15 protein-coding genes are annotated in these 14166 nt (G+C 56.6%); 6 read left to right on the top strand and 9 right to left on the bottom strand.

Features of this window, described 5'->3' with window-relative positions; genetic code table 11:
- The first annotated feature begins 291 nt into the window (after positions 1-291).
- The gene (locus R6V78_RS02440) at positions 292-570 is read left to right on the top strand and encodes a hypothetical protein (RefSeq protein ID WP_410287734.1); all 279 of its coding nucleotides are present in this window, start codon (positions 292-294) and stop codon (positions 568-570) included.
- 167 nt (positions 571-737) lie between these two features.
- Here the strand turns inward: R6V78_RS02440 and R6V78_RS02435 are convergent, their stop codons facing one another.
- Positions 738-1145, bottom strand: coding sequence for an NFACT RNA binding domain-containing protein (locus R6V78_RS02435; protein ID WP_410287733.1), 408 nt, complete (start codon positions 1143-1145; stop codon positions 738-740).
- A 173-nt stretch (positions 1146-1318) separates the two neighbouring features.
- Between R6V78_RS02435 and R6V78_RS02430 the strand changes: the two genes are divergently transcribed.
- The gene (locus tag R6V78_RS02430) at positions 1319-2050 is read left to right on the top strand and encodes a hypothetical protein (RefSeq protein ID WP_410287732.1); all 732 of its coding nucleotides are present in this window, start codon (positions 1319-1321) and stop codon (positions 2048-2050) included.
- Positions 2051-2116: 66 nt separating this feature from the next.
- Here the strand turns inward: R6V78_RS02430 and R6V78_RS02425 are convergent, their stop codons facing one another.
- Genes R6V78_RS02425 through R6V78_RS02415 form a run of 3 tightly spaced genes read right to left on the bottom strand, consistent with a single transcriptional unit; the run spans position 2117 to position 4578 of the window.
- Positions 2117-3121 carry an ABC transporter substrate-binding protein gene (locus R6V78_RS02425; protein WP_410287731.1) on the bottom strand — a complete coding sequence of 335 codons (1005 nt, stop codon included), beginning with the start codon at positions 3119-3121 and terminating at the stop codon, positions 2117-2119.
- 28 nt (positions 3122-3149) lie between these two features.
- Complete coding sequence (locus R6V78_RS02420) at positions 3150-3899, bottom strand: ABC transporter permease (protein WP_410287730.1); 750 nt, start codon at positions 3897-3899, stop codon at positions 3150-3152.
- Entirely contained in the window at positions 3889-4578 is a 690-nt protein-coding gene (locus tag R6V78_RS02415) for an ATP-binding cassette domain-containing protein (protein WP_410287729.1), read from the bottom strand. The genes R6V78_RS02420 and R6V78_RS02415 overlap by 11 nt, the downstream gene beginning before the upstream one ends.
- Before the next feature lie 348 nt (positions 4579-4926).
- On the opposite strand from R6V78_RS02415, the gene R6V78_RS02410 reads away from it, so the two are divergent.
- The 4 genes from R6V78_RS02410 to R6V78_RS02395 all read left to right on the top strand — a co-directional run bounded on the left by R6V78_RS02410 (position 4927) and on the right by R6V78_RS02395 (position 9159).
- On the top strand, positions 4927-7665 hold the full coding sequence (locus tag R6V78_RS02410) for a YdbH domain-containing protein (protein WP_410287728.1): 2739 nt from the start codon (positions 4927-4929) through the stop codon (positions 7663-7665).
- Between the two features lie 15 nt (positions 7666-7680).
- Positions 7681-7899 carry a YnbE family lipoprotein gene (locus tag R6V78_RS02405; RefSeq protein ID WP_410287727.1) on the top strand — a complete coding sequence of 73 codons (219 nt, stop codon included), beginning with the start codon at positions 7681-7683 and terminating at the stop codon, positions 7897-7899.
- A gap of 88 nt (positions 7900-7987) precedes the next feature.
- Positions 7988-8359 (top strand): YdbL family protein, encoded by a 372-nt coding sequence (locus R6V78_RS02400; RefSeq protein ID WP_410287726.1) that lies wholly within the window; start codon positions 7988-7990, stop codon positions 8357-8359.
- The gene (locus tag R6V78_RS02395; protein ID WP_410287725.1) at positions 8344-9159 is read left to right on the top strand and encodes an alpha/beta fold hydrolase; all 816 of its coding nucleotides are present in this window, start codon (positions 8344-8346) and stop codon (positions 9157-9159) included. Before R6V78_RS02400 ends, R6V78_RS02395 begins: the two co-directional genes overlap by 16 nt.
- 121 nt (positions 9160-9280) lie before the next feature.
- On the opposite strand, the gene R6V78_RS02390 is transcribed toward R6V78_RS02395, so the two are convergent.
- The 5 genes from R6V78_RS02390 to R6V78_RS02370 all read right to left on the bottom strand — a co-directional run bounded on the left by R6V78_RS02390 (position 9281) and on the right by R6V78_RS02370 (position 14052).
- Complete coding sequence (locus R6V78_RS02390; RefSeq protein WP_410287724.1) at positions 9281-9583, bottom strand: hypothetical protein; 303 nt, start codon at positions 9581-9583, stop codon at positions 9281-9283.
- Positions 9584-9665: 82 nt separating this feature from the next.
- Complete coding sequence (locus tag R6V78_RS02385) at positions 9666-10319, bottom strand: lactate utilization protein (protein ID WP_410287723.1); 654 nt, start codon at positions 10317-10319, stop codon at positions 9666-9668.
- A 107-nt stretch (positions 10320-10426) separates the two neighbouring features.
- On the bottom strand, positions 10427-10795 hold the full coding sequence (locus R6V78_RS02380; protein WP_410287722.1) for an STAS domain-containing protein: 369 nt from the start codon (positions 10793-10795) through the stop codon (positions 10427-10429).
- A gap of 28 nt (positions 10796-10823) precedes the next feature.
- Positions 10824-12920, bottom strand: coding sequence for a SpoIIE family protein phosphatase (locus R6V78_RS02375; RefSeq protein WP_410287721.1), 2097 nt, complete (start codon positions 12918-12920; stop codon positions 10824-10826).
- 154 nt (positions 12921-13074) lie between these two features.
- On the bottom strand, positions 13075-14052 hold the full coding sequence (locus tag R6V78_RS02370) for an AEC family transporter (RefSeq protein ID WP_410287720.1): 978 nt from the start codon (positions 14050-14052) through the stop codon (positions 13075-13077).
- Positions 14053-14166 lie beyond the last annotated feature (114 nt).

Here is a 14166-nt window from a genome sequence, read left to right as displayed (position 1 = left end):
CTTTGCTAACTGCTCATTATAAAATGTAATCTTTAATTTCGGACACCATGGTTTGAATCTGGCATCATCATTGCTTTTGAATCGGGTGTGGAGCGGCACCTGAATATGGATGGTGTGTCTGTAAATATTGTGCTGCCGATGGCTGCGGATCCGAGATGCGGTTGCCAGCTTTGACCTTCCGCCGCTCCATTACTTCGCGTTGTGACCTATCTGTCGTCAACGGTTGGTGTTCTGAACCGGCAAACGGATGAAACCCCCTGCCCGGTCGCAGAAAGGAAGGCACCGATGGCCATGAATTTCAAGATTTTCAAGTTGAAAAACAAAAACAGCGTGCACCTGACCCTCGACGGAGATTTCGACGGCAGCTCGGCCCACGAACTGATCAACACGTTAAAATCTTGCGGGCCGGATGTCGTTCAGGTCTTCATCAATACCAATGGGCTGAAATCGATTCACCCCTTTGGTCAGATCGTCCTTCACCGCAACCTGTCCGACGTGTACGGCCGTTACGGCAGTCTGGTGTTTATTGGCGACCACGGCCGGCAACTATCCAGGCCCTCGATCAATTAAATCGTCGGCCGGCCCTTGCGGTTTTACCTGGGGCTGTTTTGCATTGAACCGCGCCCCCCATCCGGCCGCTTGCGGCGGGATGGGTTGATTGCTGCGGCACGTGCTGCCCCCGTCGGATATTTGGAGGGATGGTCAAGGCTGCACCAGCGTGAGAGACGGGTCTGGATTTATGCAGGCTCGGGCAGCGCCGGTCGGACTTTGAAAATCCGTTCCCTGCGAATCTGAACGGTGCCTGGCTTGGCGCCGCGGGGTTTGGTGACATGGCGGGCCAGTGTTCCGGAAACCGCCACGACCCCGCCGCCCCGGGCTTTGCTGTGATAGGCCGCAATGGCGGCCGCACTGTTCAGGGTGCTTCGGTCCGGTTGCTGGCCTTCGGCAACCACCAAGACCACGTGGCTGCCGGGCATGCCGCGAACGTGGAACCACCAGTCGTTGGCACCGGCAATTTTCAGGCTGAGGCGGTCATTGTCCGCATCGGTTTTTCCCGCCATTACTCGGTAGCCGCCGGTCAGGGTATACCCCCACACGTTTGGCGGGCCCGGCCGATAGCCGGCGGTATCATCTTCCGCGGTCATGGGCATCTCCTTTTTCCAATCCATCAAATTCAGAGAATATGTCATGGTTGTGAGAAATTCAAAGCATTTTTCTTGAGAATTGACATGGGGCGTCAGGGCGGGTAGATTGGGGCATGGCCGCTGAAGTTGAAGCGGTGCTCACACCCATACCAAGCACCCATCGATGCTTAAAAATGCATAACCACTTAGCGACTATTTTGCTGGCAATCGTTCTGGTCACGGGCAGCGGAGCGGCCGGCGCCGATATGGTCATTCTCAAATCGGGAGAGCTCTTTCAATCCCAAAAAGCCTGGCGGGAACACGGTGAGGTACTTTATCTGGAGGATGGCCGGGTTGTCCGCATCGATGCAAGCGAGGTGGAACGGTTGATCGATGCACCAGACTCGCTTGAAGACAAGCTGCTCCCCGCGCATCGGTCAACCGACGATTCCCAGTCGGCACCTGACGCTCCCAAGGCCGGACAGGTTCTCTTGCAGCCATTGCCGTTCGATGATGACACCGGTTGGCTTGGCCTGAAATGGGGACTGGCCCTGTCACAATTTGAAGGTTTGGTAGCTGTGGAGACCGACCCGGCCTACGGCGGGGTGGCGCAGTATGTCAGCAAGAAACGCAATCAGCGCTTCGGCAGGGCCAGTGTGGACGGCATCATTTACGGTTTCTGGCGGGACCGTCTCTACACCATTGTCGCCCAGACCAGCAATTTTCTGGATTTCAGAGATTTGAAGGCGGAGGCTTTCCGACGTTATGGGGCGGGCATACAGAACCAAGACGATGTTGAAAAATACTATTGGATGGATGAGGGCACCGACCGAATGCTCTCCTATGACCTTGAATCGGACAGCGGGTTTTTATGGATGCGCTCGAAAGCACTGCACGAACAGGTCAGGGCCCGCTATCCGGATTAGGCATGGGGGGATGGCGTCATAATTTATTTTGGACGGTTGTGCGTTGGGGCCCCTGCAGGACGTCGATCAGGAGGATGGCTGGGGACGGAGTCGGTCGATGACATGAACCGGTGCGGGGATTAATTTTTGGTCCAGCATGATTTTTTCTGTCTGCAGCCATGCCCCTTTGTCGATATGGCCCAGGCGAACCGCTGGATCGGGTTGGATCATCTGACGGGTGACTGCCAGCTGGCGGCGCATGACCGCCGGTGATGTGTCCCGGTCGTAAGCGGACACTGCACGGATAACCGCGGATTCGTTGGCCGATGCCATTGCCGCCTGCCATCCGGCAAGCAGCGCCCGGGAAAACCCTTCAACGGTCCCCAAATGGTGGGCGATCATCTTTTGTGATGTGACGATGCTGTTGGCCACGAATCGAACCCCATGTTCGGACGGATCGAAAAAAGCCACCCGATCCCCGCCGGACGCAAGCTTGTCGGCCAGGAAAATGCCCTGGGTGTTGCGATAGACCGGCCACACCTGGACCTGGTTTTTTAAAAAAGGCATATAGTCGTATCGGACGCTGGCCAGACGAACCTGGTCTGGATTCATTCCGGCACCGGCCAGCAGGGCGCGCAGGATGGTTTCATCGTTTCCGCCATAGGTTACACCCACGGTTCGTCCGGCCAGATCCTGGGTCCGCGACAAGGAGAAGTCGTCGGGGCGGTAAATCCACTGGAGGGGATTGACCTGAAACAGCTGTGCCAGAACAACCACCGCAGCACCTTTGCTCAGCGCCCGAATCACCTGGTCAGCCGAGGCCACCCCAAACTGGGCGTACCCCAGTTCCAGCTCACGGATGGCATCGCGTTCCGGCCCACCGGCCTTGACCGCCACGTCCAGGCCTTCTTTGGCAAAGAAACCCTGGCTGAGTGCAAAAACGTCCCCTGCGGTGCTTGCGTTGATCATCCATTTCAGTCGGTAGGCGACTTTTTCCTGGGCCAGACCGTCGCCGGTGCCCATCAGCCCACCGCTGACGATCGCGATCACAATCAAAGCGGTCAACCCGAGCGATGACATGCGTGGTTTCATGCTGTGGCCTCCTTCCGAAGGTAACCGATTATCCGGCGGTCCATGCTCGCTTCACACCTGCGCCCAGCAGCTCCAATAGACCCTGATAAAAGGATAGGGTAATGCCGATGATAAACAGCGCCGCCAGAATTTTGGAAAGATCGCTTTGATATAGGGCGATGCGGATGCTGTAGCCGATGCCGGCGTTGGCGGCGATAAATTCGGCGACGATGGTGCCGGCCATGGCCAGGGTGGCGCTGCCCGAAATCACGGTGGTAAGCTTGTGAAGGTTCTCAAAAGCCCTGATTTTTACTTCGAGCTGCCATCTCAGCCGCCCCGTGGCCCGGTAAAAGTGTTCGATTTCGGCCACCGGTTCACTCATAATGCCGATCACCGACAGAAGCAGCGGAAAATAGCAGATCATCGCAGCGATTAACAGACGGGTGAGGTACCCGTCTCCGAGCAGGATGAACAGGATGGGGGCGATGGCCACAATGGGATAGGCCTGGACATTGAAGGCCGCCACCTTGATGAAAGACCCGAACCAGGTGGCCCGGCGACCGGCCACCCCTAAGGCAAGGGCCATCATGATGGACAGCACCTGGCCGATGACAGCCACGGATAAGGTGTCGAGTACATCCCCGGCATAGCGGGAAAACTCCTCCCGACCGGTCTGCCAGACGCTTGCGGGACCCGGGATCACGTAATCGGAGAGATTCAGAACCACTTTGAGCCCGAACAGCAGACCGATGCCCAACAGGTAGACGATGAGGAACTGGAAGACGCGTCTATGCAGCATTGATGATCTCCAGCATGGATTGCTCCAGTGCCCGCTTGTCCAGCGCCTGGTTCATGCGGTGATCCTGTCCGTCGATGCGACAGGTCTGGGGCGATTGGTTAGCCCCGCGAAAGACGATGATCTGCTTACAGAAACGCGACACCTCCATGACGTTATGGGAAATGTACACAAAAACGACCTCCGGGAAGGTCGATTTGATCCGGTAGAGGATGGTGTGCCGGGTGGGTTCATCCACATTGGCCAGGCTTTCGTCCATGATGAGGATGCCGAAGTCCTGGAGAAGGTATCGCAGCAGGTTTATCCGGTTGGCCTGCCCCATGGAGAGTTGCGAGAAGCGCATTCCCATGAGTTTGGACAGGCCGAAATGGTGGATCAGTTCATCCTTGAGTGTCTGCCTGCCCGCCGGGGTTGTTTTCTCCAGGTGCCTGCCCACGGGCGACCACCCGGGCAGCCGCTCACGGTTGTGCGTGTACAAGCATGGCCTTTCGCCGATGGTTTGAACCTGCCCTGAAAAATTGGCGATGTCCCCGGAAATAATTTTGGCAAGGGTGGTCTTGCCGACCCCGGACGGCCCGAACAGGGCGTGAAAGCCCGGCTTGTCGATGGTCACATCGAGGTTTTCGAACAGCGGGGTCTCCGCACCCGCGTATTGAAACGTGATGTCACGGCATGCGATCATCTTCTCACACAAAAAAATCCATCTGCACGTTGAAAGGATTGCCGGTCTTTTTGTTTGACACAAATATATCTGTTCAATATCATTTAGAAATAAAATTTTCCAGCCCTATCCGTAACTGGTCTTGAACCCATGGCGGATTTTATACCCCCGGAGGCGGGCATGCACGCAGACAGCTGTACCGCGGTGACCCCTGCTTTCCGGGGCGGTCGGGTCGCAACTGTCTTCAAAGCGACTGCCGGGCAGGGCAATGAACCGGCGGGGAAACCGATATTTTCCCAAAACTTCACATTCAAGGCAATCACAGCGTAGATGAACGAACCCTCGCCCCCAAAACGATATGGAACGACCATGATTCTGGTTGGTCTGGCGGTCGTCTCCCTGGCAGCCTGTCTGGGTGTTGCCGGTTATCTATATCTGCCCGTACTGGTGACGAAGCGGCTCCCCGTGGTCCAGATGCAGCAACTGGGATTTTTGGATTTCACGGGGCGCGTCTCCAGGATCGGCCTCCGTCAGACTGCGGCAGGGCCATTTATTTTCGGCCCTCATGACCGACCGGCCCTTGCCATTCATTCCATGGAGCTCGACTACACCTTGGGCGAATTGCGCCGCAAAAAAGTTCGTTGCCTTCGCATCCGCGATGTGACGGTGAACTGCAGCCTTGCCCCGGATGGTTTGGGTATCACCCTGCCGGGGTTGCCAGCAGGTCCGCGGGCAGATGCGAAAACTGACGGCACTTTGCCCACACAGGGGGCGCCACCTCTGGGGGGCCTGACGGTCGATAAGCTTGAGATCCGCAGCGGAATGATAAACCTGACCTGGCGCAGCGCGACCTATAAAATTCCCTTTGAAGCGTATTTGGAGCCGGATGGCAATGGTATGACCCATCTGAAGGCCCGGTTGCACGTGTTTCCCCGCGATCACCAGTTCACGCTAACCGCCCAGGTGGACCTGCAAAACCGCAGGGCCGATGTCAGTCTCGATGGCGCGCTGATTGACCTGGACCGTTTTGCCGATCTGATTGACCTCATTCCCGGACTCGAGGCCACCGGAACCATGACCGCTCAGGCCGGTGCACGGGTGAGCATGAATCCCTGGACCCTGTCGGATGCCAATGTCGACCTGTCCTGGCACAGCGGTCGATTGGCGTACGCGTCCCTGGTTCTCGAACCACTGGCGGGCGAATCGCCGACCGTTCTGTCGGCAGTCTCCGGGGATCTTGATACATGGCGGCTCCGGGGTGGGGGCCTGCAGCTTCAGAAGCCGCTGCCCGTGGCCCTAAACATGCTGGCAGCGACCGCGCGTCTTGATGGAGACCCGCGATCCGTGGAAGGTGAGGCTGAATTATCGATCCGCTCCTTTGCCGTCGAACACCCGATAGCCCTGGCTTCGAAAGGCAGCGTATGGCTGCCGCTGCGATTCGTTATCAACCAAAATGCAGCTGGCGACTGGACAGCGCTGACCGGTCAGACTGAAAGACATGGCGACATCCCAACGCATGGGCTCGATTTGACCGCAGGCGGGATTCGTATCCTTACCGCCCCGCCCCACTTCAACCTTGCGGTGCAAGGCGATGGAGAGGGGGTAACTGCCAACTGGCAGCTGGATCTGGACACGATCCAGGCGGCTGGCGGTGACACCGTTGTCAGGCTGGCTTCGACCCATGCCAACGGCCGCCTGCAGTTCAGCCATGCGCGCCATGGGCCCGCACTCGTCGGTGAAGCTCGGATTGAGGCGGCCTCGCCGACCTTCGCTGGCCATGGGTTGGAGGGCGAACTCGACGCCTTGACGCTTTCTGCCCGCTTTCAACAGCAGGCGGGCGATCCGCAGGTTTGGGATGCGCGTCTGCATGTGTCCAACGGTCGATTTCGTCACCCTGCCAGCGGCTTGCATGCGGCCGGCGGTCGTCTGGATCTTCCCTTTCGATCGGACCCTGAAGAAAACGGCGGCAAGGGCACCTTTTCAGTTGGCAGCCTCGTTTACAATAACCGCTCCCTGGGTAAGATCCAGGGAGGGATCACCCAGAAAAAGGATGCCTACGACCTTAGCGCCACCCATGCCAGCGACCTGTTTCCAGGTATGACCGCCGTCTTCAGCGGGACCGTGTATGCCGGTGCATCACGATCGGTGGAGTCGGACTTCACCTTTCAGATACCGCCGTATCAACTGACGGCGGAAAACGATCTGGGACGTGTTTTCCCGGCAGTCAAAGGGATTACCCTTGCCGGCATGGTTTCCGCCCGGGGTGAGGGGTCGCTTTCAAGCAAAGGCGTAAGGGGCTCCCTGGATTTGGGAATTTCGGGTGGTACGCTGACCATGGCGGAGAAGAAAGTCTCTGTGGCGGGGATCGATACAAGCCTGAATTTCCCGGAGCTGCCCCGCATTCGCAGCAGCCCAGCCCAGCAGATCCGTTTTGCCCGTGCCGCCATGGGAAGTATCGTAGTGGACGGAGGGTCATTGGATGTGCAGGTGGAATCGGACAAGACCCTGTTTATCGAAAAAGGACGTCTGGATTGGTGCGGCGGCAAGGTGGATGCTCAGGCCCTGCGCATTACAGCCGGCAGGCCGGATTACACGGTGAGCCTGTACTGCCAGCGTCTGGGGCTTTCCCGAATCCTCGAGCAGCTGGGGGCGGTCAACGCCAGGGGAAGCGGAACGGTAAACGGAAGAATCCCCATCGTATACAACAACGGCAAGATCCGTTTCGATGACGGGTTCCTCTTTTCCACCCCCGGGGAAACCGGGCAGATTCAGCTCAGCGGCACCGAGGTTCTCACCCGGGGAATTCCGGTGGGGTCGCCCCAGTTTGCCCAGATCGAGTTGGCCCAAGCGGCGCTGAAGGACTATGCCTACACCTGGGCCAAGCTTGGCTTGATGTCCGAAGGCGACGATTTTATCATGCGTCTCCAGTTTGACGGTAAGCCGTCCAACCCATTGCCGTTTATATATAAAAAAGAGATTGGTGGCTTTGTTCGCGTCGAAGTCGGGTCGCAGGGGTCGGTTTTCCAGGGCATCGGTCTGGACGTGAACCTGAGACTTCCCCTCAACCAGCTTTTGCAGTATAAGGATATCGTCAACACGATCGAGTAGCCAAGGAGATCCGTTATGCTGAAAATGGTTTTGCTGCCGGCGGCGGCAATCCTCTGGGCTTTGTGGGGCCTTTCATCCTGTGTCACCCGCCACGAGGTGGATGTCAAACCGATGGAAATCAAACCGATCCACATAACCATCGACGTCAATGTAAAAGTGGACCGGGCCCTGGACGATTTCTTCGGCGATATCGACGAAACCGCCGATGCGATCAAAACATCTGAACCGCGATAGCGAGTGCATTCCCCGCCGCTTGCGGCGGGGAGGGTTCAACAGGGACGGTGATAAACGATGTGTGCTTGGAAATGAAAGGACGATTGCAATGAACCGGACACGACATCTGTGTTTTGCGGCAACGGTGGTTGCCGGTATCCTTCTCTTTTGGGCGTCGGCATACTGCAGTGATATCAAAGCGCGGATGAAAGATCGGCTGCCCAGGATCATAGAACTCAAGGCTGCCGGCATTATCGGAGAGAACAATCAGGGATTGCTTGCCTTTGTCGGCGCCGATCAGCAGGCGCAGACGCTGGTGGATGCCGAAAACAAAGACAGGCAGCTGGTTTACGGCGCCATCGCCAAGCAGCAGGGCACTGCGGTCGAGATTGTCGCTCAGCGTCGGGCATTGCAGATTGCCGAAAATGCCAAACCCGGGGAGTGGCTTCAGGATGCCGGCGGCAAGTGGTATCAGAAATAATTCGTCGGTTCCGATTCGATATTGATTTAAGCAACGGCGGGGGGCGGCTGGAGGCCCTATGGATCGGACCGGATCCGGGTCAGGCGCCCACCCTGGTACTGCTTCACGAAGGACTGGGGTGTGTGGACCTGTGGCGGGACTTCCCAGCCCGCCTGGCCGCAGCAACCGGATGCGGCGTGCTGATTTACAGCCGCCTGGGATACGGGGATTCGGATCCCTGTGCACTGCCGCGTCCCTTGGATTTCATGCACCATGAAGCCCTGACGGTGCTGCCTGCGGTCATTCGGCAAACCGGTATACGGGCCCACCTGCTCGTCGGCCACTCCGATGGCGGTTCCATCGCCCTGATCCATGCCGGCAGCAAGCCCTGCCCCGGCCTGAAGGGGGTGGTCACCTTGGCCGCCCATGTTTTTTGCGAGGAGCTCACGCGGCAATCGATTCTGGGCGCGCGCGACCGCTACCTTAACGGGGATCTCAAGGCGCGTCTTTTTGTCTACCATGGAAAAAACACGCCTTGCGCCTTTTGGGGCTGGAACCAGGCCTGGCTCGATCCGGGTTTCAACGGGTGGACGATTGAGGCTTGCCTGCCTGCCATCCGTGTACCCGTACTGGCCATCCAGGGGTCAAAAGACCCTTACGGCTCCCAGGCACAGATTGCGGCCATTCAGGAAAAATGCGGTGAGGCGGCAGTCGTCGAAATGATTGCCGACTGCGGTCATGCACCCCATCTGGAAAAGCAGGTTGACGTGCTTTCGAGGATCGCTGCCTTTACGGCTGGCTGTCTAAATACGATCCGGTGAGTGGTTCCCAAAGGCTCGGCGTGCAGAATCGGTTATCATGAGCCGGATCCCTAAACATTCCAGGTTTCCGCGGGCAAGCAGGCGCCGGCGCTCGAATACTTTTAATCACGCGCAAATAAAGCTATTGCCCGCTGCCGGAGGATGGAAGCCGTTCCAGCACATTACCTTCCTCATCCAGGACCCAAACCAGAAATCCATTTTCAACGGCGTGGCGGGCAAGGTCTTCGCAGATAATGGCCTGCACTTCGTATTTTTTCTTTTTTTCAAGGCGCAGATGGAACATGGCCTGCTGGGCGACCTCCTTGCTCAGGAAGGCCGGAATGAAAGAGATATCGTGCTCGGTGTCGGTCTGACCGACGATCTGTTCGTTGGGACCGTTTTTCTGAATGGCCACATACAGCCAGGTGGTCGCTTCGATGGTCATGCCTGTCACTCCTTGATCGGGTCGGTCTTTTCAGGAACCCCCGAATCTGATTTCCGGTTGCCCACAATCTTCTCTCAAGTCTTCAAAATCCCATGTCCTCGTTGATCAGAACGACCTTGACCCGGTGTTTGGGAAAGCTTTTCTCGGTGATTGTCCAGGTGTTGCAGATGCGGTCCGGACTGCTGCAGTTTTCACAGTGGCCGGTTTTGCCGCAGGGGCTTTTTTTGTCCAGGCGCATGACGTTTACCGGCGCCGCGAAATTTTTTATGCGCGCAAAGGCAGCCTCACGATCCGCGACGATCTTGTTTCGACCGACGAATACCAGCACCTGTCTGGGACCGAAGGTCAGGGCCGCCACCCGGTTGCCGATCATGTCCAGGTTGACCAGCTGGCCGTTTTCGGTAAGGGCATTGGTGCCGGTGATGAACAGATCCACCATCAATGATTCCCGGCGGCGCTGCATGCTCTCTTCCGGGGAGAGGCTTTTGTCGTAGGTGTCCAGCACCGTGTAGCGGGGGTCATTTCTCAGCGATTCATAAAGACGCGTGCCCACAAAGGTCATGGATCCGCCCCAGGAGATGGTTTTTGGGGCCATGGCCGGGATTATCGTGTCGTAGGCCATTTTTTTGGCCAGATCCTTATTGTCTGCAATGTAGACATCGAAGTTGCCGGCCTCCAATGCGCGCTTTGTTTTTTGAAGCCGAATTTCCCAGTAATGCTGGATGGGATTGTCCATGGCGAATCTCCTCTTGTCCGGTCGGAGTTGGTCTGTTCGCGGTCCTGTTTACGACGCCGGTTTTAGCCTCCTTGCAGGGCGCTGTCAAGGCACATCCGATCCCGATGCTATCCCGTGACCTGCCGTTGCATCCGATCGAGGTAGTCGTCGAGTTCTCCCATGCTGGAGAAGACCTGCTGGGAGGGCAGGGCTTTGATGATGTCGAATACTTTTTGAATCTGGGGTTGCAGATTGAGCAGGATCACTTTGCCGTTATAAGCCTTCATTTCCCGCTGAGCCTTGGCGATTACGCGCACACCCATGCTGGAGATGTAGTCGAGCCTTTCCATGTCAAATACCAGGGTGTGGGGATTCTCCCGGAGAACCACATCCACGCGTTCTTCCAGGACGGGATAGGTGCCGGTATCCAGCCGGCCGTATGGCGACACGATGTATACCCCGTCCATTTTCTGCTTCGATGTCACTGATAAATTCACTGGCTGCTCCTTATGATTTTTTTGCGGCTCAACGATACCGTTTTTCCATTCGCAGGATATTTTTTCCCCGTTCACGCCGGTATTCCATCAGATCCATGAGATTTTTTGCCAGGATAATGCCCATCCCGCCCTGGTCGCGTTCTTCCAGTGGTTTGTCTTTGCGGCCCATTTGAACATTGAGGGGGTTGAACGGAATGCCCTCATCCTGAAGCGTCAGGACCAGCGCGTCACCTTCGATAACCAGATCAAGGGTGATGGTGTGATCCAGATCGTCACCAAACCCATAAAAGACGATGTTGGAAAATATCTCCTCCATGGCCAGGGTAACGTCGTGAACCACCACCGGCGGGCAGGACGCCGAAGCGGCGGTGTGGTTTATTGCGTCGATGATCCGGCTCAATTCATGGATGTCATTTCTTAGCACAATGGTCTTCAGCGTGCTGTCAATCCGGTTTGGAGAAAAGTAGGTCAGGGCCAGCAGGGTCAAATCATCCTCCAAGGGTTTATTTCCAGTAAATTCATTAAGTTGAGACAATATAGCCGTGACCCGCTCCTTGGGCGTCAGCCCTGCCGTCAAAGATACCGTGTTCATCAACGCTTCCTGCGTAAACAGACGATTGAGGGGATTGTGCGCTTCGGTGACGCCGTCAGTAAAGAGAAGCAATCCTTCTTCGTGCTTCAATTGGACGCGGGCCTGGCGGTACTGGAAGGTCTCGTCCAGCCCGATGGCCGGAAATTGGGCCTCGCCAAGCAGCACCGAGTTTCCTTTTCTGCCGATAATCAACTGTGGGATGTGGCCGGCGCAGGAGTAGGTCAGGTTGCCGCTACCCAGGTCCAGGACACCCAGGAAAACCGTTACGAAAGTGAGGGACGGATTGTTCCTGGCGATTTCCCGGTTGACATCGGCCAGAATATATTCCGGCTCCACCAGCACTCTTGCCGCGGCCTTGATCATGGTTTTGGTCATGGCCATGAACAGGGCTGCGGGTACGCCTTTGCCGGACACATCGCCGATTACCAGGCACAGGGAGTTGCGGTCGATGAAGAAATAGTCGTAAAAATCACCCCCGACCTCGCGGGCCGGTTCCAGACTGGCGAATATGTCGAATTCTTTCCTGCCGGGAACAGACGGGAAATTGCCTGGGACCAGCTGCAGTTGGATTTCCCGGGCCACCGCCAGCTCACTTTCAAACTTCTCTTTCTCTGCGATGGTGGTTTTCAACGTTTCGGTGCGCAGCTTGACCTGCCTCCTGAGAAAAATATTTCCCACGATAATCAACCCCATGATGCATACGCTGATGCCCAGTAGCCACAAGGGGCGCAGCCACAGTGGCAATGTCGTCTTGCGAACCCCCATGGTCCAGCGGTCCAGCGACCGATAGAAGATCGAGTTGGGGTTTTCCTTCAAGGTCTTTAAATGATGATCCAGGGTGTCCATAAAGGCAGCGTCGCGGCCTTTGGCCGCGGCAAACCGCAGTTGCGTGGGTTTGAAACGGATGGGGCTTTTGTCTATCCGGTACCCCTTTTCATAAAAAGCGCCGTAAAGCCGGGGGACAATCCCGGCAGACACTTTTTTCTGGTGGATCAGGGACAATACCTGTTCATAATTGTCCACCTGAATGAATCGCGGGTGAATGTCGAATTTGCCCAGGACGGCCTCAAAAAATTGAAAATAGATGTCTGCTTCGACCACCGCCACTTCTTTTTTTTCAAAATCGAGAATATCCGCAAACCGGCTGTCCGGACTGACATAGATCTGCCCCCAGTTCTCAACGATGGCCTCTTCACTGAAGGTGAAGCTGGCCGCCATCTCAGGGGAGATGACCATGCCCGGCAACAAATCGATGGCCCCGTTTTCCAGCCGCTGGGTGCACTGGGCGTATGAACCGGGAAGGTATGCAATGGCCCAATTCTCTTTGCGGGCGATATGGGTGAGAATATCGACGGCGATGCCCTTGACCTTCCCGTCTGAATCGGTAAAAATCAGGGGTGTATGTTCATGACAGCCGACGATGATCCGCCGGTCGGCGGCAGGTGCAGCCAGCGCCGAAAACAGGCCAAGGAGGATGAGGAAAAAGAAAATTCGGGTTCGCATTTCCACGCGGGCGGTATTCAGTTTGGACATCAAAAAAACCACTTGCCTGTATCTGGAGCGGACACGGGCCTGGTCAGGCCCAACAGCACAAAAAAATGCACAGTGATTTCACCTGATCACTCGGGATTTAACAAACCGGTAAAGATTACAGTTTGTTAAATAATGTCAGGACTTCCGCAATTTGTCAAATCATGTTGATCAGCATCAAAAGCACCGGCAGCACGACGATCAATGCCGACGTGGTGAAAAACCAGCAGGCATTGGCCAGGTCAAGATCCAGATCGTAAATGGATGGTGGGATCAGCGCATTGAAGGCCACCGGCATGGATGACAGGATCAGCACCACCTTCAGCGGCAGACCGTCGTCAATTTGACCATATCCGATCGACCAGGCGGCCGTGGTGGCGCACAAGGGCACGATGGCAAATTTGATCAGGCTCACCAGGGTGCATTCTTTCAGATAGTGGCGCACACTTTTAAAACGCATGGCCAGGCCGATGGAGACGAGCAGCAACCCGGTGCCCAGGGGGATGAATATCGCATTGATCGTGCCGAAGACCGCCGGACGCGGCACCTGGGAAAGATTGAGAATTCCGCCCAGAAGAATGCTGGAGAGGGCCACCAGGATAAACGGATCACCAGCCAGGGCCTTCAGTCGATCAGCGGTTGAGTCCTGCTTTGCATCCATGGCGCTGAAATATTTTGCGATGGGGAACCCGATCGAGTAATAGGTCAACTCCTCAAACAGTTTGTAGATGGGAACCAGGGCGAACCCATTTTCTCCCAGGTAAACATAGCAGATCAAGGCGCCAATGGATCCGATGTTGGTGAACGCGCCACATGGAATCAGGGCTCCGGTCCGGTGCGCTTCGAGCTTGAGCAGGCTGGCGGCCCCCATGGCCAGGATGCCGCCCAGGGTAATTGCCCCAACGCCAATCAGGGGGAGGGCGGCGATGGACACGGACCGGACATCCACGATCCAGATGGCACCTAACACCGTTACCGGCAGAACGAAAAGCAGAGCTGTCTTCTGGAGGCGTTTACGTAAAGCATCCAATGATATGGGCAGGCGCACCACGCCAGCGTTGGACAGCCGTTGAACGGCATATCCCAGCGACAATCCGACCGCTATGATTCCCAAAGAAAGCATCAGTTTGGTCAATGGCGGGGATCCTTGTGCGCAGGCTGCCGGCCGCCGGCCAGGCAGGCAGCCATCATCGCTTTAACGCCGGCGCGGCCATTATGGATTGCAATTGATGGTGCATGGGTGCTTTCA

It is taken from the genome of Desulfosarcina sp. (assembly GCF_046496365.1).
GTDB lineage: Bacteria > Desulfobacterota > Desulfobacteria > Desulfobacterales > Desulfosarcinaceae > Desulfosarcina.
This window is presented reverse-complemented; position numbering and strand designations above follow the sequence as displayed.

Coding starts and splice junctions, on each gene's coding strand:
- R6V78_RS02375 (WP_410287721.1), bottom strand. CDS start 12,920: ATGTCCAAACTGAATACCGCCCGCGTGGAAATGCGAACCCGAATTTTC.
- R6V78_RS02410 (WP_410287728.1), top strand. CDS start 4,927: ATGATTCTGGTTGGTCTGGCGGTCGTCTCCCTGGCAGCCTGTCTGGGT.
- R6V78_RS02390 (WP_410287724.1), bottom strand. CDS start 9,583: ATGACCATCGAAGCGACCACCTGGCTGTATGTGGCCATTCAGAAAAAC.
- R6V78_RS02440 (WP_410287734.1), top strand. CDS start 292: ATGAATTTCAAGATTTTCAAGTTGAAAAACAAAAACAGCGTGCACCTG.
- R6V78_RS02415 (WP_410287729.1), bottom strand. CDS start 4,578: ATGATCGCATGCCGTGACATCACGTTTCAATACGCGGGTGCGGAGACC.
- R6V78_RS02425 (WP_410287731.1), bottom strand. CDS start 3,121: ATGAAACCACGCATGTCATCGCTCGGGTTGACCGCTTTGATTGTGATC.
- R6V78_RS02435 (WP_410287733.1), bottom strand. CDS start 1,145: ATGACCGCGGAAGATGATACCGCCGGCTATCGGCCGGGCCCGCCAAAC.
- R6V78_RS02405 (WP_410287727.1), top strand. CDS start 7,681: ATGCTGAAAATGGTTTTGCTGCCGGCGGCGGCAATCCTCTGGGCTTTG.
- R6V78_RS02400 (WP_410287726.1), top strand. CDS start 7,988: ATGAACCGGACACGACATCTGTGTTTTGCGGCAACGGTGGTTGCCGGT.
- R6V78_RS02420 (WP_410287730.1), bottom strand. CDS start 3,899: ATGCTGCATAGACGCGTCTTCCAGTTCCTCATCGTCTACCTGTTGGGC.
- R6V78_RS02430 (WP_410287732.1), top strand. CDS start 1,319: ATGCATAACCACTTAGCGACTATTTTGCTGGCAATCGTTCTGGTCACG.
- R6V78_RS02385 (WP_410287723.1), bottom strand. CDS start 10,319: ATGGACAATCCCATCCAGCATTACTGGGAAATTCGGCTTCAAAAAACA.